This window comes from Actinoplanes sp. NPDC051411 (genome assembly GCF_040682075.1).
Classification (GTDB): domain Bacteria; phylum Actinomycetota; class Actinomycetes; order Mycobacteriales; family Micromonosporaceae; genus Actinoplanes.
In genome coordinates this window covers 24,062-49,880 of the sequence record NZ_JBFBAD010000054.1, presented here as the reverse complement: position 1 = coordinate 49,880, position 25,819 = coordinate 24,062, and the positions used below count along the sequence as shown (strand labels likewise).

Below are 25,819 nucleotides of genomic sequence, written 5' to 3'. Positions count from 1 at the left end.
TAGCGTGCGGCGATGGACGAGGACGGCTACTTCGACGAGCGGATCGCCGCGACCTATGACGCCGAGGTCGACGTCGACGCGGTGGCCGAGACGGTCGAGCTTCTGGCCGGCCTGGGCGGCAGCGCGCTGGAGTTCGCGATCGGCACCGGCCGGGTCGCGTTGCCGCTGGCCGAGCACGGGGTGCGGGTGGCCGGCATCGACATGTCGCGGGCGATGGTGGCCCGGCTGCGGGCCAAGCCGGGCGGCGACCGGATCGACGTGACGATCGGCGATTTTTCGAGCACGCGGGTCGACGGCGACTTCGACCTGGTCTACCTCGTCTTCAACACGATCATGAATCTGACCAGCCAGCAGGCCCAGGTCGCCTGCTTCCGCAACGCGGCCGCGCACCTGCGGCCGGGCGGCCGGTTCCTGATCGAGACGATGCAGCCCGACCTGCGGCGCCTGCCGCCGGGCCAAAACCTGGTGCCGTTCCGCGATGGGCCGCGGGAGTGGGCCTTCGATCGCTACGATGTCGCGACCCAGCAGATGAGCTCCAACTATCTGTCCCGCGAGGCGTTCAACTCGATTCCGTTCCGTTATGTCTGGCCGTCCGAGCTCGACCTGATGGCCCAGATGGCGGGCATGGAGCCGGAGGACCGCTGGGAGTCGTGGTCGCGCGAGCCGTTCACCCACGAGAGCACCAGACACGTCTCGACCTGGCGCCTGGTCGGCTAGCGGGCGTCGACCAGGCGCATGCGGTCGAGGACCTGGCCGGCGTCGGGGTGGCCGAGGTCGTCGAAGATTTCGAGGGCCTGCCGCCAGGCCAGGGCGGCTTCGGCCGGGCGGCCCGCCGCCTGGTGGGTGTCGCCGATGTGTACGAGTGTTTCGGCTTCCAGTGAGCGGTCGTAGAGCGAGCGGTAGAGCCGCATGGCCTGGCTGTACGACTCCAGCGCCTCGTCGTACGCCCCGAGGTGGTGCTGGGCGTAGCCCATGCTGTCCCAGGCCGCCGCCTGGCCGTTGCGGTCGCCGCGGGCGCGGTGGCTTTCGATGGCGAGCCGGCACTCCTCCAGCGCCTTCGCGTGGTCGCCGATCAGGATGTAGGTCCAGCCGATCTCGTTGTGCAGGTAGCCGAGCCCGCGGGCGAACCCGGTCTCCTCGTAGAGGTCGGCCGCTTCCGCGTAGTGCGAGAGCGCCTCGTCGTGCCGGAGCCGCCGGTTGAGCAGGAACGCCATCAGCCGGTGGGTGCGGCCCTGGCCGAGGCTGTCGCCGATCTCGGTGAAGATTTCGAGGGCGCGGGCGAGGTGCCGGTCGGCGGTCGCCCAGCGTCCCAGGCGGCCCTCGGCGAAGCCCAGCGCCCGTTCGGTGCCGGCCACGGCCGCCGGGGTGTCGGCTGCCTCGCGGGCGGCGGTCTGCACCTCGACCTGGATCAGCCAGGCGCCGATGCGGTCGAGGTACATCTCGAGGAGCAGGGACAGCTGCCAGACGCCCGGCTTGCGGGTTTTGACCGCGGCGATCAGGGCCGGGCGTTCGGCGTCGAACCAGGCGACGGCGTCCCCCGCGTACCGGAAAGAAGCCGGCGCCGAACCGGCGGCCGGCGGGTCGAGCGGGGTTTCCTCGCGTCCCGGGAAGAGGAGGCGGCCGGCCGCGGCCGCGCTGTGCACGAAATAGTCGGTCAGGCGCCGGCAGGCCGCGTCCATGTCGTCGCTGCGCACCAGCTCGCGGGCGTACGCCCGCAGGAGGTCGTGGACGGCGAACCGGCCCGGCTCGGTTTCGGCGACCAGGTTGGCCCGCTGCAGTTCCCCGAACGACTGCCGCACCTCGGCGGCCGTCTCGCCGGCGATGCTGGCCGCGGCGGACAGCGAGCAGTCGGGGCCGGGGTGGATCGCGAGCAGGCGGAACAGGCGGGCGGCGGCCGGGGTGAGGACCTGGTAGGACCAGTCGAAGATCGAGCGGATGTCGGAGTGGGAGGACTCGCCGACGAACGCGTCGAGGCTGCCGTGTGAGCGCTGCAGTTCGCCCGCGATCGCGGCCAGCGAGAAGCGGGGGTTCATCGCGGCGCGGGCACTCACCATGGCCAGCGTGAGCGGGAGGCGGCCGGTCAGCTCGACGATCTCGGCCGAGGCGTCCTGTTCCAGGGCGACCCGGTCGGCGCCGAGGCGGCGGGAGAGCAGTTCGGTGGCGTCGGCGTAGGGCAGCCGCTCCAGGGTGATCGGGGTGGCGCCGTGCTCGGCGACCAGGTCGTAGAGCTGGTTGCGGCTGGTGACCACGGTCAGGCAGCCGGGCGAGCCGGGCAGCAGCGGGCGCACCTGGGCGGTGTCGCGGGCGTTGTCGAGCACGATCAGCATCCGGCGGCGGGCGAGGAGGCTGCGGAAGAGCGCGGACTGGGCTTCCAGGCTGGCCGGGACGGCGGCCGCGGGCACGCCGAGCGACTCCAGCACCGAGTGCAGCGCGTCGGCCGGGCTGGTGATCGCGCGCCCGGGGTGGAAGCCGTGCAGGTCGAGGTAGAGCTGGCCGTCGGGGAAGTGGTCGGCGATCCGGTGCGCCCAGTGGACGGCCAGCGTGGTCTTGCCGACGCCGGCCATGCCGCTGATCGTGACCACGGTGGCGGCCCGCGGCTTCCCGTCGATCCTCGGGAACAGGTCGAGTTCGTGTCGCCGCCCGGCGAAGGCGGCGAGATCGGCCGGGAGCTGCGCCGGGGCCTGCAGGGTGATCGGCGGCTTTTCCGTGCCCGCCTTGAGCACCCGCTGATGCGCCGCCTGCAACTCGGCGCCCGGGTCGAGGCCCAGGTCGTCGGCGAGCACCTGCCGGGTCGTCCGGTAGGCCTCGAGCGCCTCGGCCTGCTTGCCGGTCGCGGCGAGGATCAGCATGAGCCGGGCCTGCAGCGCCTCGTCGAGCGGGTGGCGGGCGGCCGCGTCCCGCACGACGCCCAGCACCTGGTCGGCGACCTCGGGATCGGCCTCCAGCGCGAGATCGGCGGCCGACTTGACCGCCGAAAGATATTCGCCGTCGACCGCGACGAACGCGGGGTGCGAGCGGATCTCGTCGGGGATGCCGGCGGCGACCGGCCCCCGCCAGAGAGCTAGCGCTTCGAGCAGCGACGCGGCGGTCGCCTGCTGGCGCAGGGCACGGAACCGGCCGAGGTCCACGGCCTCCGGGTCGACGTCGAGGCGGTAACCGCCGGAACCGCGTACGAGAAACCGGGAGGCGCCTCGCGCCTTGAGATCCGACTCGAAAAGCCGGCGGAGCAGGCCGACGTGCCGCTGCACCTGGTTGTGCGCCGAGTCGGGCGGATCGTCGCCCCACAGCACGGCGACGATCTCATCCGGTGACAGAGGGTGGCCGGGTTGGAGCAGCAGGAGGGCCAGGAACGCCCGCTGCTTGGGCGTTCCCAGATCGATCTCGGTCTCACCGCGCCAGGCCCGGACCGGCCCGAGGAGGGTGAACGTCAAGGAAGACATCAGGGGGCAAGCGTAGGTCCTGCCAGCACGCGGACCGGCGAACCGTCACGCCAGGCGGCGATGTCCTCGACGACCTGCTCGAACATCGAGGAATAAGCACGCTCGGTGACATAACCGAGGTGGGGCAGCAGCACGGTGTTGGGCGCGCCGCGCAGCGGATGTCCGGCCGGCAGCGGCTCGACGTCGTAGACGTCCAGGCCCGCTCCGGCGATCGAACCGGACGCCAGCGCGCTGACCAGCGCATCTTGATCGACAATCGGTCCCCGGGAGGTGTTGATCAAAATCGAGATGGGTTTCATGGCCGCCAGGTCGGCGGCACCGACCAGACTTTCCGTACGCGGACTCAGCTTCAAGTGAACACTCACGACGTCACTGACCGTGAACAATTCCTCCTTCGAAACCCAGGTCGCACCGGCCTCCCCGGCCCTCTCCGGTGTCAGATTCTGGCTCCAGGCGACCACCCGCATGTCAAAAGCCCGACCGATCTTGGCGACCTGGGCCCCGAGCCGGCCCAGTCCGAGCAGGCCCAGGGTGCTGCCGGCGAGGTCGGTGCCGACCGTGGTCTGCCAGCGGCCGTCACGCAGCGCCCGGTCCTCGGTCACCACATGTCGCCGGCAGGCCAGGATGAGGGCCCAGGTCAGCTCGGCGGTGTTCCTCGACCCGTGCATCTCGGTGCCGCAGACCGTGACGCCGTGCGCGGCGGCCGCCTCCAGGCCGATCGCGGCGTTCGCCATGCCGGTCGTCACCAGCAGGCGCAGACGGGGCAGCCGGTCGAAGATCTCGGCCGGGAACGGGGTGCGCTCGCGCATCGCCACCACCACGTCGGCGTCCTTCAACTCCTCGACCGGGTCGGCCAGGTGCTCGTGCAGGACGTGCACGTCGTCGTCGAACTTCCCGTATCGGCGGGCCACACGCTGATAGTCGTCGAGCACCACGATCCTCATGCCTGTGTTTTATACCTCGCTTGCCCGGGGCATCGGTGCCGTCCCTCCCGGCGGCGAGCAGGATCAGATCCATGACCACCGAGACTCCCTTCCGGCTGCGGTCGGTCGGGGTCTCGGCGTACGGGCCGTCCCTGCTCTACGGGTTCTCCTCCGGAGTGATCGCGCCGGTGATCGCGATCAGCGCGATCGAACGCGGCGCCTCGATCGCCGTCGCCGGGCTCGTCGTCTCGCTGATGGGCATCGGTTCGATCATCTCCAACATCCCGGCCGGCGTGATGACGACCCGGTTCGGCGAGCGCCGCTCGATGATCTGGGCGGCCGCCATCAACGCGGCCGGTCTCGCGCTCTGCCTGGGCGACGTGGGCCTGTGGCTCTTCTCGATCGGCGTGCTCGCCCAGGGCATGGCCGGCGCGGTCTTCCAGCTGGCCCGCCAGTCCTACCTGACCGAGGTGGTCCCGCTCGCGATGCGGGCGCGGGCGATGTCCACCCTCGGCGGCATGGCCCGCATCGGCGCGTTCATCGGCCCGTTCGCCGGGGCCGGCCTCATCAAGCTGTACGGCCTGGACAGCGCCTACGCCGCGTCCCTGGTCGCCATCCTTGGCGCCGGCGCGATCGCGTACACGGTGCCCGACCTGCCCTCGCACACCTCGGCCGAGGACACCTCGACCTGGTCGATCACCCGTGGCCACTGGCGGGTCCTGGCCACGCTGGGCGTCGGGGTGCTGCTGCTGTCGGCGATCCGCCAGACCCGGCAGGTGGTGATGCCCCTGTGGGCCCAGCACCTGCACCTCGACCCCAGCACGTCGTCGATCCTGTTCGGCGTCTCGGGCGCGCTCGAGGCGCTGGTCTTCTATCCGGCCGGGCTGGTGATGGACCGCTGGGGCCGCCGGGCGGTGGCCGTCCCGTGCACGCTGGTGATGGGCTTGTCGTTCCTGGCGATGCCGCTGACCCACGGCGCGGTGACGCTGGGCGTGGCGGCCACCGTGATGGGCATCGGCAACGGCATCGGCTCCGGCATCGTCAACACGCTGGGTGCCGACGTGGCACCGGCGATCGGCCGCCCGACGTTCCTCGGCGTGTGGCGCGAACTGGCCGACGGCGGAGCGGCACTGGGCCCGGTGATCCTCTCGGCCGTGACCGCCCTGGCCGGCCTGGCCTCCGGCATCATCGTCTCCGGAGTCGTCGGCTTCGCCGCGGCGGCGGTCCTGTTCCGCTTCGTCCCCCGCCGGGACACGATTCGCTGAGCAGGCGCAGCGCTTCAGAAGCGGGACGGGTTGAGGCGCTGGGTCAGACGGCGGCCCATGCGGGTCAGTGGCCTCGACTGCCGGGCCGTGATCTGGGAGCCGAGCCGGGTCAGGGCGAGCGAGCGCACCGGCACGTCCACCACCTCGGCCGTCGCGTGCTCGGTCGGGAACAGGGTCAGCGCCCGCCCCGCCGCGTGGCCCCCCTCGACCAGCAGGTAGCACGTCGGCGTCACGCGGGGGTTGAGCTCGAGCAGCTGCGCCGTACCGTCCGGCGTCAGGATGAAGTCCATGCCGCAGAAGCCGCTCAGCCCGAACCTCGCCACCACCGCCCGGGCCGCCGCCTCCATGCCCGGGTCGTCGATCAGCCGGACCGTCGCGGCCGGCCCGCGTTCGTTCGTGGACTGGAGCACTTCGAGGCAGACCAGGTCGCGGACCTCGCCGGCCAGGCACGCGACCGTGACGATGGCTTCGCGGCCCTCGACGTACTGCTGGGCGTTGACCACCGGCCGCCGGCCGCGCAGCCGGGCGACCATGCCGTCGACGTCGCGGTTGACCACCAGGCGTTTGATCGCCCGGGGGTAGCTGGACGGGCGGGACATCGACGCCCAGGCCGGTGCGAGCTGGGCCGGTGACCGCACCAGGGCGACGCCTCGGCCGCCCCAGCTGCCGTCGGTCTTGAGGGCCAGCGGGAGCGGCCATCCGGAAAGGGCCGCCAGGTCGGGGATCACCTCGGTGTCCGGGACCGCGGCGCCCGCTTTGCGGGCTTCCTGCGCCACCGCCGTACGCGAGGAGATGCGCTCCCAGTCCGGGGCCTGCCCGAGGGAGTGCTCGATCAGTGCCTTGATCGCGGGGTCGGTGGTGTGACCGTGCAGGCGCCGGAGCAGGGCCCAGGCCCGGTCGTCGTCGGGCAGCAGCACGTCGGGCCGGGAGGCGTGGATCGCCGTTTCGAGGCTGGCGAGGCGGCCGAGGCGGCGCAGCCGGTGGCCGGCGTTCAGCGTCGTCAGCACGTCGAGCGGGTGGTCGGCCGGGTGGCAGGCGGAGACCTCGAAGCCGGCCTCGGCCAGCGCGTTGGCCAGCCGGGCGGCGGAGAACCAGCGCATGGTCGTGACGATCATCGGACGGGCGAAGCCGGGGGCCGGGCGCAGGCCGGGCCAGTCGGGGCGGTGGGCGGCCAGGCGGTGGTCGATCATCTGGGCGATCACCGCGGCCGGCCCCGGGTGGTGCATGGCGGTCAGGTGGTCGCCGTCGATGCGCAGCAGGTCGATGTGGCGGGCGTGGCCGTCCCACAGCCGGCCGGTGTCGGCGCCGAAGTGCCGGTCGGCGGCGGAGGCGATCAGGGTGAGGTCGCCGTCGTAGAACCGGGGCCGGTAGCCGCCGATGGCTCGCAGGGCGGTTTCGGCCGGGGTCGGCTCGGCCGATTCGATCGCGTGCAGCGCGTCCGGCGACCCGGTGTCGCGCCGCCGCAGCCGTTGGAGCAGGCGGCCGCCGCGGTGCCGCAGTTCGGCCACCGCCGGTCGCGGGGGAAGGCGCGCGATGCGTACCAGCTGCCACCATGTGCGGCGGATCAGTGCCCGCTGCCAGGTGCGGCGCGGCCAGTACCGCTCGTCGAAGATCGCGTCGATCAGGAACAGCGCGTCGACGGTCTCGCCGGCCGCCCGCAGTTGCTGGGCCATCTCCAGCGCGGCCAGGCCGCCGAAGGAGTAGCCGCCCAGCCGGTACGGTCCGCGGGGCTGGACCTGCCGGACCGCCGCGACCAGCCGCCCGCACATGTCGGGCAGGTCGGCCGGTCCGCCGGGCGCCGGCGCGACCGCGTAGACCGACTGGGGTCCGGTGAGGGCGGCGGCCAGGCCGGCCAGCTCGGCCGGGTCCCCGTCGAGGCCCGGCACGAGGAAGAGGTTTTCGACCGACGAGCCGGGCCGGAGCTGTTCGAGCCGGACGCCGACGGTGACCGGTGTGCTCATGCGGTCGTCACCCGGCGTGCGGGCTGGGTGCGGCGGGCGCGACGGGCCAGGCGTTTCGCGACGGTCGGCGCGACGAACTCGGCTCCGACCATGAACCGCATCAGCGGGCCGAAGCTGTCGGCCGCGCCCGGGCCGACGATGTAGAGCCCGTCGACCGAGGTCTGGAAGCCGCCGTCGACCACCGGCGCGTTGTTGTGGGTGCGTACGGCCGAGCGCAGTGGCCGGCTCAGGAACCGCAGCCGTTCGACGTCGGGCAGGTAGCCGGTGGCCGCCGCCACGTGGTCGGCCAGCATCGTGGTGGTCGTGCCGTCGGACTGGCGCAGTGTCAGGCGCACCCGGCCGTCCTCTTCGGACGCGCGCTCGATGCTGGTGCCGAGCCGGATGTCGACGCCGTCCTCCAGTCGGCCCTTCATCGGCCAGCCCGCCGCCGGGCCGAGGTGCCGCCGCACGATCGCGGTCCGCGCGTCGCCGGGCAGGAAGCGGAAGAACTGGGGGAGGTTTTCGCACACCCAGGACTTCCAGCCCGGGCCGAGGCCCGAGGAGGGGGCTTTGATCTGCTCCCAGCGGGTGCGGGTGCGGTCGGTCGGGGGCGAGGCGAAGCGCAGACGGTCGGCGCGCACCACCAGCGTGACCTTCGTGCCGGCCTCTTTCAGGAACACCGCGAGGTCGATGGCCGACGAGCCGCCGCCGATCACGGCGACGGTGCGCCCCGCCCAGCGTTCCATGTCGTGGTGATCCGAACTGTGCGACATGAGCTCCGGCGGCAGGCCCTCGAGTTGCGGGGGTACGAGACCGAAGTGGGTGATGCCGACGGCGAGAACCACCTGGTCGGCGTGGAGCGTCTCGCCGTCGTCGAGCCCGAGGGTGTAGACCTCGCCGGCCTTGTCGAGCGAGACGACCTGGCGTTCCTCGAGGTCGGAGACGAATCTCTCCTGGAAGGCGCGCGCGTAGTCGACGAACAGCTCGACCGGGACCGGCCGCCGGGTCGGGTGGTAGGGGATGCCGCGGTCGGTGCAGTAGTTCTCCAGCGTGCCCTTGCCGTCGGGGTCGCTGAGACTGGAGGCGAAACCGTCCGACTTCAGGAACATGCTGGCCGGCATGTGTTGCGACCAGGTGTCGACCGGCGTGCCGAAGATCCGATATGGAATTCCCAGCGCGCGAAGATGTGCCGCGATCGAAAGGCCGTACGGCCCCGCCCCGACGATGGCCACTGTCACTGCGACCGTCCCATGCAATGTGACAAAGGTCGCCGAGGATTCGGCGATCGTCCGGGGATATTAGCTTTTCAGAAAATTCCCAGATAGTCCCTTGAAGGCGTCTGCGGTGTCGGGAAGTCAGCAGGTGGACGCCGATCCGGGGATGGCTTCTCAGCCGAACAACCGAAGACAGGAAGGTCGGTCGCCGGTTTCTTGATTAGATGACCGCGAAATTTAATCGGGTATGCGACGGGTTGATTGGAGGCCCATGAGATCAGGACTTCCTGGCCTTTTTCGACTCGTCCCGCGGGGGTTTCGGGGTGGTGCTGAAAACCGCGCCGAAGACGACACCCACCACGGCGAGCGGGATTCCGGCGAAGACGAGCGCACCCTCAATCGTTGTCACGCCGGGACACGTTACGCCGCGCGGATCCGGGGCTCCCGGGCCATCGGTCGCGTGAAGATCACGCACGGGGCTGCGGTGGCCGGGCCGGCCGGTGAGGATGAGGAATGACGACTTTCTCCCTGCAGGCCGCCCCCGACGACGCCACCGCGTGGCTCGACCTGGCCCGGCGGGCCGAAGAGATCGGCTTCGAGGCGCTCTACGTCGCCGACCACCCCGGCTCGACCGCGGCCCCGTTCGTCGCGCTGGCCGCCGCGGCCGTGGCCACCTCCCGGCTCCGGCTCGGGTCGTACGTCGTGAACGCGGGTGTCCGCGAACCGATCCTGCTCGCCGCCGACGTGGCGACTCTCGACGTGGTCTCGGGCGGCCGGGCGATCCTCGGGCTCGGCGCCGGCCACACCCCGGCCGAGTGGGCCGCGGTCGGCAAGGTGCGCCCGGGCGTACGCGCCCGCGTCGACCACTGCATCGCGGTGGCCGAACAGACCCGGCGGATGCTGGCCGGCGAGGGCATGGACCAGCCGCGCCCGGTGCAGCAGCCGGTGCCGCTGCTGATCGGCGGCGGCAACACCCGGCTGCTCGGCTGGGCGGCCGAGCACGCCGACCTGATCGGCCTCTCGGGTCTCGGCCGCACCCTCGACGACGGCCACTCGCACGAGGTGCGCTGGCACACCGCCCAGGTCGACGCGCAGGTCGAACTGGCCGGCGGCACCCCGATGGAGGCCCTCGTGCAGCTGGTCGAGGTCACCGACGACGCGGGCGCCGTCTACGACAAGTGGGCCGAGGACACGTCGACGCCGGCCGAGGACCTGATCGCGGCGCCGTTCATGCTGGCCGGGACCATCGAGGAGATCGCGGCGAAGATCCGGGCGGTCGAGTCGCGGTGGGGGATCACCCGCTTCGCCGTACGCCGCCCGGCGATCGAGGCCGTCGAAACGTTGCTACGGCGTCACTGATCCTCGAACAGCTCCTGCTCGACCGCGGCGCGGTAGTCGACGTAGATCTTGCGGTAGCGGGCCAGGGCGCCCCGGCTGTCGCCCGCCTCGAGCAGCTTGAGGATCTCGGCGTGGCCGTCGATCCAGATGCTCCAGAGGTCGCTCTCGGCGGTCATCGCCAGGATGCGCATCGTGCGGGCGACCACCAGGTCGACCATCGACTGCAGTTCGCGGTTGCCGCTGGCCAGGATCACGGTCGTGCTGAAGTCGGCCCCGGCCGCCCCGGCGGCGAGCACGTTGCCCTCGCGCAGCCCGGTCACGAACTCGACCTGCCGCTGGCGCAGCAGGTCGAGATGGGTGGCGGTGAGGTTGTCGACGCCCCACTCGAAGCCGGCGCAGGCGAGCACGCTCATCACGTCGATCAGTTCGAGCGCGTTCTTCTGGGTCACCCGGGTGACGTGCCGGGTGCGGTTGGGCGCGATGTCGATCAGGCCCTCGACCGAGAGCTGGGCGATGGCCTCGCGTACCGGAGTGATGCTCACGCCGAGGCGCGCGGCCAGCTCGGCGTCCTTGATCAGGGTGCCCGGTGGCAGCTCACCGGTGACGATCTCGTTCCGCAGCTGACGGACGACCGCCGCGGTCCGGGTGGGTGGAACCGCATAAGACATACGGGCACTGTACTCACGGTGACCGGGCCGTCTCCGCCTACCCGGCGTGGATCACCGCGACACCTCCAGTGACGGCTACTTGGTGGTCAGCTTGGTGCCTCCGCTGCCCGGGGTCTCGAAGGCGGTCAGCACGAGACTGGCGGTGACGTCGTTGCCGGCGCCGTTCTCGTCGGTCTTGGCGGTCAGCCCCACCGAGGTGATCAGCACGGCCCGGCCCTGGGCGTTCTGCATGCGCAGCAGGAACGCGCTCATGTCGTTGACGTCGCCCTCGACGCTCAGGGTGATCGCCACCTCGTTGACCGACGGCAGCGCCTCCGACGCGGCCGGCTGGCCGACGGTGAGGCTGTTGATGTCGACCTTGGACGCGGTGCCGAAGTCCTGCAGCTGGTTGAGGAACGCGGCCTGCGGGTTGTTGGCCGGCAGGGCGTCCTCGGACGGCAGGGCCTTCTGGTAGGCGGCCAGCTTCGCCTTCATCGCGGGCAGCTGCTTCTTCTCGGTGTCGAGCGCGGCCAGCTGGTGCCGGAGCTTGGTGAGCTGGATGTTGCCGTCGCCGACCTGGTCGCGTACAGCGGCGGTGTCGGTGTGCTTGGGGCTGATCACGAGGAACCAGCTGGCCACCGCGAGAAGCACGACGACCACGATGCCGCCGATCAGCCAGAGCCGGTCGATGCGTTGCGTCATCACTTGCCTCCGGTCTTGCACGGCGTGGTGAATCGGCCGCACAGGGCCGACGGCGTCACGTCGGCGCTGATCGTGAACGTGTAGTGCCGGTCCGCGCCGGTCTCCGAGGACTGCGAGGCCGTGGTCAGGTAGGGGTTGCCGAGGCCGGACATCGCGCCGAGCTTCTTGATGAACCCGGCGATCGTGCTCTTGTCCTTGGCCGCACCCTGGAGGTTGAGGGTGGCGACCGCGCCGGCGCTGGTCGTCGTGGCGGTGCCCGCCTCGGACAGCGACACCGAGATCTGGCTGAGCGTGACGTTCGACGCGGTGCCGGTCGAGCGCAGGTTGTCGAGCAGCGTCGACCAGCGCAGGTCGTTCGCCATCAGCGTCTTGAGCTCGTCCGAGATCGCCTTGTTGTCGTTGATGGTCCTGGTGACCTGGGCGTGCTGCGGGTCGTTCATGGTGCTGTTGACCTTGGCGATCTGGGCGTTGACCGCGGTCAGGTCGTCCTCGGCCAGGCTGTGGTCGTGATAGGCCTGGGCGCTCCAGCCGCCGAGCCCGGCGAGCGCCAGCACCACGCCGGCGATCACGAAGGCCCGCATGCGGTGGGCGTTGCGCCGGCTGGTGATCTCGGCCGGCAGCAGTTTGGCCCGGATCGGCAGCAGGCGGGACACCTGCTGCGGCGACATCGCCGGGTCGAGGGGCATCAGGCTGGTGCTCATCAGGCGGCCGCTCCCAACGTCAGGCCGATCGACACGGCGGCCGACGGCACGAAACTGTCGAAGCCACGCTCGCGACCCTTGCGGGTGTCGCGCAGCCGGCTGGCGCTGTCCGCGTACATCACCCGGAGGTTCAGCTGGGACTGCAGGTGCTCGGCGAGGCCGGGCATCAGCGCGCTGCCGCCGCACAGGGAGATCCGGGTGACCTGCTTCTGCCGCTCGCCCGAGGCGAGATAGGTGAACGAGCTGCGCAGCTCGCTGACCAGCGGGCGGATCGCGTCGAGGGCGGCGTCCGAAGTCGCCGGGTTGCCGTCGCCGTGCAGGCCGAACCGGCACTTGATCACCTCGGCCTCGTTCGCCGGCACACCGAGCCGGGTGGCCATGCTCTCGGTGATCTCGCTGCCGCCGCGTGGCACCGTCCGCACGATCAGCGGCTCGCCGTCGACGTGCACGACCACGCTGGTCACCTCGGCGCCGACGTCGACGATAGCCTCGACCTGGGCGTCCAGCCGGGAGGCGGCGCGCAGCAGGGCGAACGAGGCGAGATCGACCGCGTCGACGTGCAGGCCGGCCTTCTCGCACGCGTCGACCGCGGCGAGCACCGCGTCCTTCGGCATGGCGATCAGCAGGCCGCGTACGGTCGGGTTGCCGCCCGGCTCCTCGAGCGGATAGAAGTCGAGCAGCGAGCGCTCGACGGCCAGCGGCAGCGCGTCTTTGACCTGGAACGGCAGCGCCTGACGCATCTCCTTGGCCGGCAGGTTGGCGACCGACATCTCGCGCACCACCAGCTGCGGGCTGGTGACACCGAGGCTGACGTGCTTGGTGCCGAACTTGCAGGCCGCCCAGAGCTGCTTGAGCGCCGCGGTGACCGCGCCCGGGTCCTGGATGACGCCGCCGGCCACGCTGTCGGCGGGCAGCGGGACCTGGCCGAAGTTCGACAGGGAGAAGTCGTCCTTGGTGCGCCGGACCTCGACGGCCCGGATCGAGGACGAGCCGATGTCGAGCCCGATCGGGATGACGCCAGCCATCGAGGGTCCTTTCAGCTGGTGGGGAGCAGGAGGGAGGTGTACCAGTGTGCGATCGGGGCGGCCGCGAAGACCGCCAGGAAGGCGCCGGCGAGCATGTACGGGCCGAACGGGATCCGGCTCTTGCGGTCGGCCAGCTTGAGCACCATGAGCAGCGCGCCGACCAGGCCGCCGAGCAGGAAGCCGGCGAAGGCGCCGACCGCCACCGAGCTCCAGCCCAGCCAGCCCAGATAGAGCCCGAGCAGCGGGGCGAGCTTCACGTCGCCGCCGCCCATGCCGCGGGGCAGGACGGCGAGGACGAAGTACAGGCCGTAGAGCAGGACGGCCGCGATCAGGCCCCGGGTGGCGGCGGCCCAGCTGTGCTCGGCCAGCACGGCCGGGGCGAGCAGGACGACCGCTACCCCGTACGAGGGGAGGACGATCTTGTCGGGCAGCCGCATGACGTCGAGGTCGATCGCGGCCAGGGCGACCGCGATCGCGGCCAGGTAGAGGTAGGCCGGCAGTTCCCAGGAAAGGCCGAAGCGGGCCGCGACCGCGACGAACAGCGCGGCCGTGCCCGCCTCGACGAGCGGGTAGCGGGCGCTGATCGGCGACTGGCAGTCGGCGCACTTTCCGCGCAGCAGCAGCCAGCCGAGCACCGGGACGTTGTGCCGGTTGCGCACCGCGTGGCCGCAGTGCGGGCAGTGCGACCCGGGCTTGACCAGCGACTCGTCGCGGGGAACCCGGTAGATCACGACGTTCAGGAACGAGCCCACCGCCAGCCCGAGCAGGGCGACCACGGTGAGCAGCGCGGGCTGCGGCATGTGCGTCCTCCTCGGTGGTGAGAGACCGGGTGGCGTCGGCGCCACCCGGTCATCGCCCGATGGTCAGGTCAGGCGCAGGTGGCGATGTCGACCGCGGTGGTGGCCGCCGTGACCGAACCGCCCTTGGAGCTGTCGTAGACGTAGATCTTGCCGCTGCCGCCGCCGTTGGTGGCGCAGACCTTGTACGAGGTGATCGGCGCGGTGGCGGGGGTCGGAGGGGTCGGGACGTACGACATCGTGGTCTTGTCCGACACGACGACCCAGCCGGCCGGCGCGGCGTTGCCGGCTGCCGGCTGCGTGAGCGAACAGCCGGTGGCCGCCGCGGTCAGCTGGAAGCTCACCGCCACCTTGGTGCAGCTGGTGCCGTTCGGGTAGGTGTTGCCGTTGTCGGTGTAGAACTGCTCGATCGTGCTGACCGCGCCACGCACGTCCGACTGGGCCGACTTGTCGGCCGCGCCCTTGCGGTAGTTCAGGTACACCGGCACGGCGATGGCGACCAGGACACCGATGATGACCACGACGACAAGGAGCTCGATGAGGGTGAAGCCCTCGTCGCCCTTCTTGGCGCGGAGCCGGCTGATGATGTCGTGCATTGGTGGTGCCTCCAGTAGGCGTCAGGTGGGGCGGGTTTGTTTTTCAAGGGCTCGGGCGCCCGACGACCGAACGGGAGGCCGGTCGTTACTACTCCTGAGCGTCAGTTGCTCTGGATGTTCTGGTAGATGGTGAACATCGGCAGATACAGGCAGATCACCATTCCGCCGACCACGGCACCCATGACGAGCACCATGATCGGTTCGATCGAAGCGGTCAGGGACTCGGCGGCGGCGTCGACTTCCCTGTCATAGAAATCGGCAACCTTGTCGAGCATCTGACTGATTTGGCCGCTTTCTTCCCCTACTTCGATCATCTGCGTGACCATGGCGGGAAAGATGGGGTGATGGCGCATCGCCGATGACATGGGGTTTCCGTCGCGTACCGCGCTCTGCACGTCTTTCATGGCCACATTGATGACCTCGTTGCCGGTGGTCTCGCCGACCACGGTCAACGCCTGCATCACCGGTACGCCCACGTTCAGCAGCAGGCCCAGGTTGCGCGAGAAGCGGCTCATCGCGAGCTTGCGGAAGAGCGGCCCGAAGACCGGCAGCCGCAGCTTGATCTTGTCGACCTTGAGCCGGAAATCGGCGCTCGTGCGCGACTTCGTCTTGTAGAAGACCGTGGTGCCGACCCCGACGACGATCACCAGCGGGCCGATCCACCACATGTTGTGGCTGGCCGTGACCAGGAACTGGGTGATCGCCGGCAGCTGGCCGCCGAGGTTCTTGAACATGTTCTCGAAGATCGGCACGATGAAGATCAGCACGGCGGCGATCAGCACGAACGTGAACGACAGCACGATCGCCGGGTACGTCATCGCGCTCTTGATCTTGCCGCGGAGCGCGGAGTCCTTCTCGGTACTGTCGGCGATCTGCTCGAGAGCGCGGTCGATCATGCCGCCGGCCTCACCGGCCCGGATCATGGCGATCATCAGGCGCGGGAAGACCCGGTCGTGCTTGCCCATTGCCGCCGAGAGCGAGACGCCCGAGGAAACGTCGGCGCCGATCTCGCCGATAGCGGCCTTCAGCCTGGGGGAGCTGGTCTGCTCCTCGAGGATCGACAGCGAGCGCAGCAGCGACATGCCGGAGGCGGTCATCGTCGCGAACTGCCGGGAGAAGACCGCGAGGTCCTTGAGCTTGAGCCGGCCGCCCAGACCTGGAATCTTGAGGTCCCGGTTCAGGCCCTGGCCGGCCTCGGACACGTCGAGCGGAGTCTCGCCCCGCTGCCGCAGCATGTGGGTCGCGGTGGCCTCGTTCGGCGCCTCGACCGTCCCCTTGGTGCGGCGCCCGGTCGAGTCGATGCTGTTGTAGTGGTAGGTCTTCGTGCTCGGCATCAGGTCACATCCGTCCCACGAGACGCTTGAGTTCCTCCTGCGAGTGACACAGCTCGAGGGCGACCTGGAGCGTCACGATGCCCTCGCGAACCTTCTCGGCCAGGTGCTGGTCGAAGGCCAACATGCCGTCACCGGCGCCGGCCTGCATGAAGGAGGGGATCTGGTGCGACTTCCCCTCGCGGATCAGGCTGCGGATGGCCGGGGTCGCGGTGAGGATCTCGCAGATCACCGCCCGGCCCTTGTTGTCCGCCGTGGGCGCCAGCGCCTGGGTGATGACGCCCTGCAGTGAGGCCGCCAGCTGGGCCCGGATCTGCAGCTGCTGGTGCGGCGGGAAGATGTCGATGACCCGGTCGATGGTCTGGGTGGCGCTCTGCGTGTGCAGGGTCGCCAGCACCAGGTGGCCGGTCTCGGCGGCGGTCAGCGCGGTCGCTGTGGTCTCCAGGTCACGGAGCTCGCCGACCAGGATGATGTCCGGGTCCTGTCGCAGCGCGTGCTTGAGCGCGCTGGCGAAGTCCTCGGTGTCCGAACCGACCTCACGCTGGTTGACCACGCTGCGCTTGTGCGGGTGCAGGAACTCGATCGGGTCCTCGATCGTGATGATGTGGTCGGCCCGGCTGCGGTTGGCCAGGTCGAGGATCGAGGCGAGTGTGGTGGTCTTGCCGGAACCGGTCGGGCCGGTCACCAGCACCAGGCCACGCGGCAGGTGGGCGAAGCGGGCCACCGAGTCCGGCATGCCCAGCTCGTCCAGCGGCTTGATCTCGTGGGGGATGGCCCGGAAGACCGCGCCGCACGAGTTGCGCTGGATGTAGAGGTTGCCGCGGAACCGGGAGACGCCGGCGATGCTGTGCGCGAAGTCGAGCTCCTGCTCCTTCTCGAAGGACGCCCACTGCTCGGGCGAGACCGCGGCGCGGGCCAGCAGGGCGGTGTCGCCCGAGTTCAGGTTGCCGTAGCCGGGGAGCGGCCGCAGCGAGCCGTTCACCCGGATCATCGGGGGCGTGCCGACGGTCAGGTGGAGGTCGGACCCGCGTGACTCGACGAGGGTGACCAGCATCTGGTTGAGGACGGCCAGATCGCCGGGCCCGGGCCCGGTCGCTTCGTTCGGCACCGACTGGTGCGGCACCTGATGGTCGAGCGTGTACATCTGCACCGGCAATCTCTTCGCAGGTCTTGACGCCATCTAAATTCGGCACCTGAACGGGCGGCTTTAGGACCGGTTCGGCCGGATTCGAGCGAGCGGGAAATTTGCCGGGTAGGGTGCGCCGCTCAGATGGCGACGCGGGAGACCTCACGGATGGACGTCAGGCCGCCGGACGCCTTGGCCAGGCCGTCCGCGCGCAGGTCGTACATGCCCTGGTGGATCGCGACCTCGCGGATCTCGTTCGAGGAGGCCCGCCGGATCGTCAGCGACTCGATCTCGGGGGAGACCATCATGACCTCGTGGATCGCGATCCGGCCCCGGTAGCCGGTGTTGGCGCAGTTGCGGCAGCCGACCGGGCGATAGACCCACTCCGGTACGGCCAGGTCCTCCTCCGGCCAGCGCGCGCCGACCAGTTCCTCCTCCGACGGCACGTACGCCTCCTTGCACCAGTCGCAGAGGCGGCGAGCGAGTCGCTGGGCGAGCACCGAGTCGAGCGAGGAGCCGACCAGGAATGGCTCGATGCCCATCTCGGTGAGACGGGTGATCGCGCCGGGTGCGTCGTTGGTGTGCAGGGTCGAGAGCACGAGGTGACCGGTGAGCGACGCCTCGACCGCGATCTGCGCGGTGTCGCTGTCCCGGATCTCACCGATCAGCACGACGTCGGGGTCGGACCGCAGGATGGCCGGCAGCACGGCGGCGAAGGTCAGGCCGGCCTTGGCGTTCACCTGCACCTGGTTGACCCCGTGCAGGCGGTATTCGACCGGGTCCTCGACCGTGATCACGTTGACCTCGGGCTTGCTGATCCGGCCCAGCGTGGCATAGAGCGTGGTCGACTTCCCGGAACCGGTCGGGCCGGTGACCAGCACCATGCCGTGCGGTTTGGTGAACGACTCGGCGAACCGGTCCAGGTTCTGACTCGTGAAGCCGAGCTTGTTCATGTCGAGGTCGATGCCGCCGGTGTCGAGCACCCGGAGCACGATCTTCTCGCCCCACACCGTGGGCAGGGTCGCGGTACGCAGGTCGACCGTGCGGTCGCGGATCATCGCCGTGATGCGGCCGTTCTGCGGCACCCGCCGCTCGGTGATGTCGACGCCCGACATGATCTTGATGCGGGAGATCAGCGCGTTCATGACGCCGCGCGGGATGATGTCGACCTCGTGCAGCACGCCGTCGATCCGGTAGCGGACGCGCATGTCGTCCTCGGTCGGCTCGAGGTGCAGGTCGGAGGCGCGGTTCTGGACCGCCTGCTCGATCAGGCTGTTGACGTAGCGGACGATCGGCGCGTCGTCGGCGCTGGTCGCCTGGGCGGTCATCGTGTTCGAGTCGTCGAGCTCGGTCTCGATCTCGCCGAGGTCGCTCGACTCGCGCTGGAGGCGCTCGATGATCCGGCGAACCTCGCTCCGGGCGACGACCACCGGGCGTACGGTCATGCCGGTCGCCGCGCGTACGTCGTCGAGCGCGACCACGTCGCCCGGGTCGGTGACGCCGACGATGATCTCGCCGTTGGCCATGGACAGGCCGAGCACCCGGTGCCGCAGCACGACCGGGAGCGGGATGCGCTTGAGGGCGGCCGGGTCGGGGGTGAAGCTGACCAGGTCGACCGTGTTGATGCCGAACGCCCGGGCGGCGGCCGAGGTCAGCTGCTCCTCGGTGACCACGTTGTCGTTGATCAGGACCGCCCGCACCGAGCGACCGCTCTTCTGCGCCTCGTCGGCCGCGGCGTCGATCGCGACCGGGTCGACGCCGATCTGCTTCAGGGCCTCGAGCAGCGGGCGGAAGGTCTGGTCCATGACATCCTCAGCGGCGGCAATTACACGGTTGGCATCTGCCCATCGGTTACGGGTGACGCCAACTGAGGATCAGTCTGCCGTGATTCGTCACACTATGGTGCCGATTGGGCGGGCTCAGGGGGTGGGCTGCCGGAAGGTTCGCCGGTACGCCGACGGCGCCACCCCGATCGTCGCCTGCAAATGCTGGCGCAACGCGGTGGCGCTCCCCAGTCCCGACCGCCGGGCGACGGTCTCGACTCCCAGATCGGTCGATTCGAGCAGCAGTTGAGCGTGGGCGACCCGCTGGCGGAGCAGCCACTGCCGGGGGCTCAGCCCGGTCTCCGAGCGGAAGTGGCGGGTGAACGTGCGTACGCTCATCCGCGCGTGCCCGGCCATGTCCTCGAGGGTGACCGGTTCGGCCAGCCGGTCGAGCGTCCAGGCCCGGGTCGGCTCGGTCGGCGAGCCGGTGGCGGCGGCCGGCACCGGCCGCTCGATGAACTGGGCCTGGCCGCCGTCGCGCCAGGGCGGCACCACGCAGCGCCGGGCGGCCCGGTTGGCCACCTCGGTGCCGAAGTCGTTGCGCACGATGTGCAGGCAGAGGTCGATGCCGGCGCCCACCCCGGCGCTGGTCAGCACGTCGCCGTCGTCCACGAACAGCACGTCGAAGTTCCACTCGACCTCCGGATAGAGCCGGCTGATCGTCGAAGCCCAGTTCCAGTGGGTGGCGGCCGGGCGTCCGTCGAGCAGGCCGGCGGCGGCCAGAACCGAGGCGCCGGTGCAGATCGAGACGATCCGGGCGCCCCGGGCGGCCGCCGCGACCAGGGCGTCCCGAATCGCCGGGGGAAGTGAGCCGTCGGAGACCGGACCGCCGCTGTGCACGCCGGGAACGACCACGGTGTCGGCGGTCGCCAGCTCTTCCAGGCCGGGGTCGGGGACGACGGTGAAGCCGTGCTCGGAGCGCACCGGGCCGGCCCCGCAGACCTTCAGCGAGTAGAGCCGCTTCCCCGAGGCATCCCGCGCGGTTCCGAGAATCTGGGTGCTCGAACCGAGATCGAAAGGCACGATGCCGTCGAGGAGGAGGATCGCCACCGCGTGAGTCATGGCCCAATTCTTGCGCATGATGGCCTCCCGGCCACTCGTCCGGGCGGCCGGATCTCCGCCAGAATCGATCTCGTGATCAAGACTCGCCCGCATCCGGCCTGGTTCGTCGCCGCCGTCGCGTTCATCGCGCTGGTCGGGGCGGCCGGCTTCCGAGCCACCCCGTCCGTCATGATCGGCCCGCTGCACGACGAGTTCGGCTGGTCGACCGCGACGGTCTCGGCCGCGGTCTCGGTCAACCTGCTGCTGTACGGCCTGACCGCCCCGTTCGCCGCCGCGCTGATGGACCGCTTCGGCATCCGCCGCGTGATCATGGCCGCGCTGGTGCTGGTCGCGGCCGGCTCCGGCCTCACCGTCCTGATGCGCCAGAGCTGGCAACTGGTGCTGCTCTGGGGGGTGCTGGTCGGGCTGGGCACCGGCTCGATGGCCCTCGGCTTCGTCGCCACGATCACCGGCCGCTGGTTTGTCAAGCACCGCGGCCTGGTCACCGGCGTACTGACCGCCGGCGGCGCGGCCGGCAACCTGGTCTTCCTGCCGGTGCTCGCCTCGCTGACCACCCAGCACGGCTGGCGGGTGGCGGCGCTGACCGTCGCCGCGGCCGCGCTCGCCGTGGTGCCCCTGGTCTGGTGGCGGCTGCGCGACCACCCGGCCGAGCTTGACATCGCCCCGTACGGCGGCGCATTCACCCCGCCGGCGCCGATCGCCCCGGCCGGAGCCGCCCGCACCGCGCTGAGCGCGCTCCGGGAAGCCGCCCGCACCCGGGCGTTCTGGCTGCTCGCCGGGGGCTTCGCGGTCTGCGGCGCCACGACCAACGGGCTGGTCGGCACCCACTTCATCCCAGCCGCGCACGACCACGGCGTACCGGAGACGACCGCGGCGAGCCTGCTCGCCCTGGTCGGCCTGTTCGACATCGTCGGCACCATCGCCTCGGGCTGGCTGACCGACCGGGTCGACAGCCGCATCCTGCTCGGCGGCTACTACTTCCTGCGGGGGATGTCGCTGCTGGTGCTGCCGTCGCTGTTCGCGGCCACCGTGCACCCGAGCATGGTGCTGTTCATCCTGTTCTACGGCCTCGACTGGGTCGCCACCGTGCCGCCGACCGTGACCCTGTGCCGCGAATACTTCGGTCAGCGCGGCGCGGTCGTCTTCGGCTGGGTCTTCGCCTCGCACCAGATCGGCGCGGCCGCGGCGGCCAGCGCCGCCGGACTGCTCCGCGACCAACTCGGCAGCTACAACGCCGCCTGGTACGGCGCCGGCGCCCTGGCCGTCTTCGCCAGCCTGCTGAGCCTGATGCTCCTGGCCGGCAAGCGCCTCAAGCCGATCGCGCCCGGCATCGGCCTGATGTCTACTCCGTCAGCTGCACAACCTCAAGCAGCCCGCTGAGCACCAGGATCTGGCGCACCGCCGGGGTCGGATGGGCGAGCCGGAACGACACGCCGGCGTCCCGGGCGCGCTGAAATCCGGCGATCAGCGCGCCGAGCCCGGTCGAGTCGATGAAGCTCAGATCACTCAGCTCGACCACCAGCTCGGGCGGGCGCGCCGCGAGAACGCCGGCCAGCGCGACCCGCACCTGGTCGACCGTCAGCACATCGATCTCCCCGTGCAGGGCGACGGTCGTGGTGCGGGCGTCCTGATCGAGGGTTGTCACGATCTCGTCGGCCAACGACGAACCCCTTCCTGGTTCCCAGTGGCGATGGTTCCACGTACGGTAATCGGCATCACCAAACACGTGAGGAGCGTGGTGTGCCGATCCTGGGCGGTCTGCCGCCGCGCAATTCTAGATTCGTCGGCCGCGAGGACCTGCTGGCCCGGCTGCAGTCCCGACTGGCGAACGGCCCGGCCGTACTCCTTCCCGGTGCCGATCATCCTCTCGGTGGCACCGGACGCACCCAGCTGGCGGTCGAATATGTTTACCGCTACGCCGACGCGTACGAGCTCGTGTGGTGGATCCCGGCCGAGCAGACCGCGGGCACCCGGGCCGCGCTGACCGGTCTGGCCAAGCGACTCGGCCTCCCCGAAACGGGTGACATCAACCGCACGCTGGCCGCGGTCCGCGACGCGCTCAGCCGCGGCGAGCCCTACCGCAACTGGCTCGTCGTCTTCGAGAACGCCAACCGCCCCGAGGACATCCAGCCCTACCTGCCCAGCGGCGCCGGCCACGTGCTGATCACCAGTCGCAACCCGCGCTGGACCGAGGACATCGCCCAGCCGGTGCCGGTCGAGGTCTTCGACCGGGCCGACAGCATCGACCTGCTCCGCCACCGCGCACCGGACCTGACCCCGGCCGACGCCGGCCGGCTGGCCGAGCGGCTCGGCGACGTGCCGATGGCCCTCGACCAGGCGGCCGCGGTCCGGGCCGCCACCGGCTGGCCGGTCGAGGAATACCTCGAGCGCTACGCGCGCCGAGAGGCGGAACTGGCGTTTCCCACGCCGACCCGGGTGGCGTACGGTCTGGCCGCCGACGCCCTGGCGGAGGCCTCCCCGGCCGCTTTCGCCCTGTTGGAGCTCTGTGCCTTCCTGGGCGGCGCCCCGATCTCCTGGCACCTGCTCTGGGGTGCCCGCACCCAGCCGCTCGACGACGAGCTGGCCCGGGTGGTGCGCATCGAACGCCGGCTCAAGGCCGCGATCCGCCTGATCGGGCGATACGGCCTGGCCGACCTCGATCCGCCCGGTGCCTCCCTGCAGGTGCACCCGCTGGTGCGCGGCATGCTCAGCCAGGGATTCAGCTCGGAGCGGCACGCCGCGCTGCTGTCGACCGTCCGCGGCATGCTGGCCGCCGCCGACCCGGGCGACCCCGACAACCCGTCCGGCTGGCCGCGCTACGCCGAGCTGACCCCGCACCTGATCCACTCCGACATCCTCGGCGCGAGCGGCGAAGACGTCCGCCAGCTGGTCATCAACTGCATCCGCTTCCACTTCGCCCGCGGCGACTACGACTCCAGCCGCGACCTGGCCGCCGCGGCCGCCGCGCGCTGGCGGGAGTCACTCGGCGAGACCGACGAGCAGACCCTTCTCGCCTCGTTCCACCTGGCCAACGCGCTGCGCGCGGTCGGGCGGGCGTCGGAGGCCCGCAGCCTCAACGAGCAGACGCTGCGCATCCAGCGTGAGGTGCTCGGCGCCGACGACGAGACGACCCTGGCCACCGCCAACAGCGTCGGCGCCGACCTGCGCATCCGCGGCCACTTCGGGCAGGCCCGCCAGCTCGACGGCGACAACCTGGTGCGTTACCGCCGGCTGTTCGGCGAGAGCTTCCCGACGGCGCTTCGCTGCGCCAACAACCTGACCACCGACCTGCGGCTGCTCGGCGACTTCCGGGGCGCCCGCACGCTCGACGAGCAGATCCTGCGGCACCGGCAGACGGTCTTCGGCGACGTCCACCCGGAGACACTGTCGTCCCGGGCCGCCGTCGCCTACGACCTGTTCGGCCTCGGCGACTACGGCGGTGCCGCCGCGCTGCTGGCCGGCGGCCGGCTCGACTCGCTCGACGACGACCACCCGTTCGCGCTCTGGGCGGCCCGGATCGCCTCGATGGCCGACCGCCGGCGCGGCCTGCCCACCGCCACCGAACAGGCCGAGTGGGCGCTCGACCGGTGCCGCCGCCGGTTCGGTGACCGGCACGCCGAGACGCTGGCCGCCGGGCTGTCGCTGGCCAACTGCGCCCGCCAGGACGGCGACCTCGACCAGGCGCACGAATTGCTCGAACGGGTCGTGCTGCGCTACCACTCGACGCTCGGCGACGAGCACCCGTTCACGCTCGCCTCGTCGGCCGCGCTGGCCGGGGTCGTCCGCGGTCTGGGCCGGCACGCCGAGGCCCGCCGCATCGACCAGGAGGCGCTGAGCGGCCTGCAGCGCAGCGTCGGCGCCGACCACCCGTTCACGCTGGCCTGCGCCAACGGCTTCGCCTCCGACCTGTTCGGGCTGGGCGAGCGGCAGCAGGGCCAGCAGGTCGCCTCCGACACCTGGCAGCGGTCGCGGCTGATCCGCGGCGCCGAGCACCCCGACACCCTGGCCGTCCAGTGGAACGCGGTGCTGGGCGGTGGCGACGCCGAGGCCCTGCGCCAGACGGCGGAGGCCCTCGCCAAGGTCTTCGGCGAGGGCCATCCGGTGCTGTCCGACGTGTCGTTCAAGAATCGGCTCGAGGTCGACATCGACCTGTCGCCGCTTTAGGCCTTGAGCGCCGCCTGGCGGTTGAGCAGGTCGGTCACCTCGCCGGCCGGCATCGGCTTGGCGAAGTGGTAGCCCTGCGCCTGCGCGCAGTCCAGCTCGCGCAGCCGCGACGCCTGCACCGCGTCCTCGACGCCCTCGGCCACCGGGGCCAGGTTGAACGTGCGGGCGATCTGCAGCACCGCCTCGGCCACCGAGGCGCCGCCGCTCTCCTGCATCGCCTGCACGAACGACTTGTCGATCTTCACCACGTCGACCGGCAGCACCCCGAGGTGGCTCAGCGACGAGAACCCGGTGCCGAAGTCGTCGAGCGCGATCCGCACGCCGAGGCCCTTGAGCGAGCCCAGGATGCGGGCCGACTCGCTCAGGTCGGTCAGCGCCACCGTCTCGGTCAACTCCAGCACCAGCAGGTGCGGCGGGATGCCGGTGCTGGTCAGCACCTCGAGCACCTCGTCGCAGAGGGCCGGGTTGCCGAGCTGCGACGCCGACAGGTTGACGTTGAGCTCGAAGCCCGGGGTGTGCTCCTGCCAGGCCACCGCCTGCCGGCACGCCTCCCGCAGCACCCAGTGCCCGACCTCGGGCAGCATGCCCAGCTCCTCGGCCAGGTCGAGGAAGGCGGCCGGCGGCAGCAGACCGCGCTCGGGATGGCGCCACCGGATCAGCGCCTCGACGCCGACCGTGTGCTCGCCGTCCAGGTCGACGATCGGCTGGTAGTGCACCTCGAACTGCTTCTCGGCGAACGCCTGCCGCAGCTCGGCCTCGTCGAGCCGCCGCTGCTCGGTGCGCGCGAACAGCTCCGGGTCGAACCGCCGGGCCACACCCTTACCCTCGGCCTTGGCCTGGTAGAGCGCCTGATCGGCCTCCCGCAGCACCTCGTCGACGTCGTGGCCGCTGCCGCGGGTGATCGCGATGCCGGCGCTGGCCCGGATGCTGAGCATGATGTCGCCGACCACCAGCGGCTGAAGCAGGTCCCGCAGTATGCGGTCGGCCACCGTGTCGGCGATGGTGTCGTCGACCAGCCGGGGGAGCAGCACCACGAACTCGTCGCCACCGAGCCGGGACACCGTGTCGTTGGTCCGCACGTTCGCGTTCAGCCGGGCCGCGGTGGTCCTCAGCAGCTCGTCGCCGGCCGCGTGGCCGTACGTGTCGTTGACCTCCTTGAACCCGTCCAGGTCGATGATGATGACCGCGGTCATCGTCTCGTCGGCGTCGGCCAGCGCGTCCTCGGCGTGGTCGATGAACATGGCCCGGTTGCCCAGCTGGGTCAGCGGGTCGCGGAACGCCTGGCGGGCCATGATGGCGCGCTGGCGGGTGAGATCACGGATCAGGCCCTCGTTGGTGCGGGCACCGAGGAACTGCCGCACCAGGACGATCGCCGCCACCGCGATGATCAGCCAGGTCAGCTCCCGGCTCGCCCCGCCCATCCAGGCGTGCAGGATGGCGGCGAGGACGACGGCCGCGGCCGCCGGCGCATATTGGGCGAGCGGCCACCGCTTGCTCACCTTCACGACCACCACGCCGATCACCAGCACGACCGCGGTCGGCCACGCCCAGTCGAACACCCCGGCGTCGCGCCGGTTGAGGTCATCGAAGAACACCGGCCACGCGAGCACCAGCAGCGACGCAAAGATCATGGCGTCGTCGACCACGCGACGCAGCGTGTCCATGGCCTTGCCCGTCCGCCCCATGCTTCACCTCCGCGCATTCCATCGGTTGCGCGCAGGCTCA

Annotated in this window: 22 protein-coding genes; 5 read left to right on the top strand and 17 right to left on the bottom strand. The window is 70.9% G+C overall.

Features of this window, described 5'->3' with window-relative positions; all coding sequences use genetic code 11:
• Positions 1-12: 12 nt before the first annotated feature.
• Positions 13-717 carry a class I SAM-dependent methyltransferase gene (locus AB0M88_RS27695; RefSeq protein WP_364107186.1) on the top strand — a complete coding sequence of 235 codons (705 nt, stop codon included), beginning with the start codon at positions 13-15 and terminating at the stop codon, positions 715-717.
• Here AB0M88_RS27695 and AB0M88_RS27690 read toward each other — a convergent pair.
• Together AB0M88_RS27690 and AB0M88_RS27685 are read right to left on the bottom strand one after the other, a co-directional pair.
• Positions 714-3,440 carry a BTAD domain-containing putative transcriptional regulator gene (locus tag AB0M88_RS27690; RefSeq protein ID WP_364107184.1) on the bottom strand — a complete coding sequence of 909 codons (2,727 nt, stop codon included), beginning with the start codon at positions 3,438-3,440 and terminating at the stop codon, positions 714-716. The two genes, AB0M88_RS27695 and AB0M88_RS27690, sit on opposite strands and share 4 nt — an antisense overlap.
• Positions 3,440-4,384 carry a D-2-hydroxyacid dehydrogenase family protein gene (locus tag AB0M88_RS27685; RefSeq protein WP_364107182.1) on the bottom strand — a complete coding sequence of 315 codons (945 nt, stop codon included), beginning with the start codon at positions 4,382-4,384 and terminating at the stop codon, positions 3,440-3,442. Before AB0M88_RS27685 ends, AB0M88_RS27690 begins: the two co-directional genes overlap by 1 nt.
• Positions 4,385-4,455: 71 nt before the next feature.
• Between AB0M88_RS27685 and AB0M88_RS27680 the strand changes: the two genes are divergently transcribed.
• On the top strand, positions 4,456-5,628 hold the full coding sequence (locus AB0M88_RS27680; protein WP_364107180.1) for an MFS transporter: 1,173 nt from the start codon (positions 4,456-4,458) through the stop codon (positions 5,626-5,628).
• A gap of 14 nt (positions 5,629-5,642) precedes the next feature.
• Here AB0M88_RS27680 and AB0M88_RS27675 read toward each other — a convergent pair whose 3' ends face one another.
• From AB0M88_RS27675 to AB0M88_RS27665, 3 genes are all read right to left on the bottom strand, one after another.
• Entirely contained in the window at positions 5,643-7,589 is a 1,947-nt protein-coding gene (locus tag AB0M88_RS27675; protein WP_364107178.1) for a thioesterase domain-containing protein, read from the bottom strand.
• Positions 7,586-8,806: an FAD-dependent oxidoreductase gene (locus tag AB0M88_RS27670; RefSeq protein WP_364107176.1), complete on the bottom strand. Its 1,221-nt coding sequence runs from the start codon at positions 8,804-8,806 to the stop codon at positions 7,586-7,588. Before AB0M88_RS27670 ends, AB0M88_RS27675 begins: the two co-directional genes overlap by 4 nt.
• Positions 8,807-9,059: 253 nt before the next feature.
• Complete coding sequence (locus tag AB0M88_RS27665) at positions 9,060-9,191, bottom strand: hypothetical protein (protein ID WP_364107174.1); 132 nt, start codon at positions 9,189-9,191, stop codon at positions 9,060-9,062.
• 104 nt (positions 9,192-9,295) lie between these two features.
• Between AB0M88_RS27665 and AB0M88_RS27660 the strand changes: the two genes are divergently transcribed.
• The gene (locus tag AB0M88_RS27660; RefSeq protein ID WP_364107172.1) at positions 9,296-10,141 is read left to right on the top strand and encodes an LLM class flavin-dependent oxidoreductase; all 846 of its coding nucleotides are present in this window, start codon (positions 9,296-9,298) and stop codon (positions 10,139-10,141) included.
• Here the strand turns inward: AB0M88_RS27660 and AB0M88_RS27655 are convergent.
• The 10 genes from AB0M88_RS27655 to AB0M88_RS27610 all read right to left on the bottom strand — a co-directional run bounded on the left by AB0M88_RS27655 (position 10,135) and on the right by AB0M88_RS27610 (position 19,930).
• Positions 10,135-10,788, bottom strand: coding sequence for a GntR family transcriptional regulator (locus AB0M88_RS27655; protein ID WP_364107170.1), 654 nt, complete (start codon positions 10,786-10,788; stop codon positions 10,135-10,137). The genes AB0M88_RS27660 and AB0M88_RS27655 overlap by 7 nt on opposite strands.
• A 75-nt stretch (positions 10,789-10,863) precedes the next feature.
• A complete protein-coding gene (gene pilO, locus AB0M88_RS27650; protein ID WP_364107168.1) occupies positions 10,864-11,469 on the bottom strand; it encodes a type 4a pilus biogenesis protein PilO in 606 nt (201 codons plus the stop codon).
• Positions 11,469-12,170: a PilN domain-containing protein gene (locus tag AB0M88_RS27645; protein ID WP_364107166.1), complete on the bottom strand. Its 702-nt coding sequence runs from the start codon at positions 12,168-12,170 to the stop codon at positions 11,469-11,471. The genes pilO and AB0M88_RS27645 overlap by 1 nt, the downstream gene beginning before the upstream one ends.
• Positions 12,170-13,195 carry a type IV pilus assembly protein PilM gene (pilM, locus tag AB0M88_RS27640; RefSeq protein ID WP_364107164.1) on the bottom strand — a complete coding sequence of 342 codons (1,026 nt, stop codon included), beginning with the start codon at positions 13,193-13,195 and terminating at the stop codon, positions 12,170-12,172. Before pilM ends, AB0M88_RS27645 begins: the two co-directional genes overlap by 1 nt.
• Before the next feature lie 11 nt (positions 13,196-13,206).
• The gene (locus AB0M88_RS27635; RefSeq protein WP_364107162.1) at positions 13,207-13,995 is read right to left on the bottom strand and encodes a prepilin peptidase; all 789 of its coding nucleotides are present in this window, start codon (positions 13,993-13,995) and stop codon (positions 13,207-13,209) included.
• 68 nt (positions 13,996-14,063) lie between these two features.
• Positions 14,064-14,588 carry a prepilin-type N-terminal cleavage/methylation domain-containing protein gene (locus tag AB0M88_RS27630; protein ID WP_364107160.1) on the bottom strand — a complete coding sequence of 175 codons (525 nt, stop codon included), beginning with the start codon at positions 14,586-14,588 and terminating at the stop codon, positions 14,064-14,066.
• A gap of 101 nt (positions 14,589-14,689) precedes the next feature.
• Positions 14,690-15,922, bottom strand: a complete 1,233-nt coding sequence (locus tag AB0M88_RS27625; protein WP_364107158.1) for a type II secretion system F family protein — start codon at positions 15,920-15,922, stop codon at positions 14,690-14,692.
• A gap of 4 nt (positions 15,923-15,926) precedes the next feature.
• A complete protein-coding gene (locus AB0M88_RS27620; protein WP_364107236.1) occupies positions 15,927-17,063 on the bottom strand; it encodes a type IV pilus twitching motility protein PilT in 1,137 nt (378 codons plus the stop codon).
• A 122-nt stretch (positions 17,064-17,185) separates the two neighbouring features.
• Complete coding sequence (locus AB0M88_RS27615) at positions 17,186-18,850, bottom strand: ATPase, T2SS/T4P/T4SS family (protein ID WP_364107156.1); 1,665 nt, start codon at positions 18,848-18,850, stop codon at positions 17,186-17,188.
• A 114-nt stretch (positions 18,851-18,964) separates the two neighbouring features.
• A complete protein-coding gene (locus AB0M88_RS27610) occupies positions 18,965-19,930 on the bottom strand; it encodes a helix-turn-helix domain-containing protein (protein ID WP_364107154.1) in 966 nt (321 codons plus the stop codon).
• 72 nt (positions 19,931-20,002) lie between these two features.
• On the opposite strand from AB0M88_RS27610, the gene AB0M88_RS27605 reads away from it, so the two are divergent.
• Positions 20,003-21,310 carry an MFS transporter gene (locus tag AB0M88_RS27605; RefSeq protein ID WP_364107152.1) on the top strand — a complete coding sequence of 436 codons (1,308 nt, stop codon included), beginning with the start codon at positions 20,003-20,005 and terminating at the stop codon, positions 21,308-21,310.
• On the opposite strand, the gene AB0M88_RS27600 is transcribed toward AB0M88_RS27605, so the two are convergent.
• Complete coding sequence (locus AB0M88_RS27600) at positions 21,273-21,590, bottom strand: STAS domain-containing protein (protein WP_364107150.1); 318 nt, start codon at positions 21,588-21,590, stop codon at positions 21,273-21,275. The two genes, AB0M88_RS27605 and AB0M88_RS27600, sit on opposite strands and share 38 nt — an antisense overlap.
• Positions 21,591-21,670: 80 nt before the next feature.
• Here AB0M88_RS27600 and fxsT point away from each other — a divergent pair, with 80 nt between their 5' ends.
• Positions 21,671-24,094, top strand: a complete 2,424-nt coding sequence (fxsT, locus tag AB0M88_RS27595) for an FxSxx-COOH system tetratricopeptide repeat protein (RefSeq protein ID WP_364107148.1) — start codon at positions 21,671-21,673, stop codon at positions 24,092-24,094.
• Here fxsT and AB0M88_RS27590 read toward each other — a convergent pair.
• A complete protein-coding gene (locus tag AB0M88_RS27590; RefSeq protein ID WP_364107146.1) occupies positions 24,091-25,779 on the bottom strand; it encodes an EAL domain-containing protein in 1,689 nt (562 codons plus the stop codon). The genes fxsT and AB0M88_RS27590 overlap by 4 nt on opposite strands.
• Between the last annotated feature and the right edge of the window lie 40 nt (positions 25,780-25,819).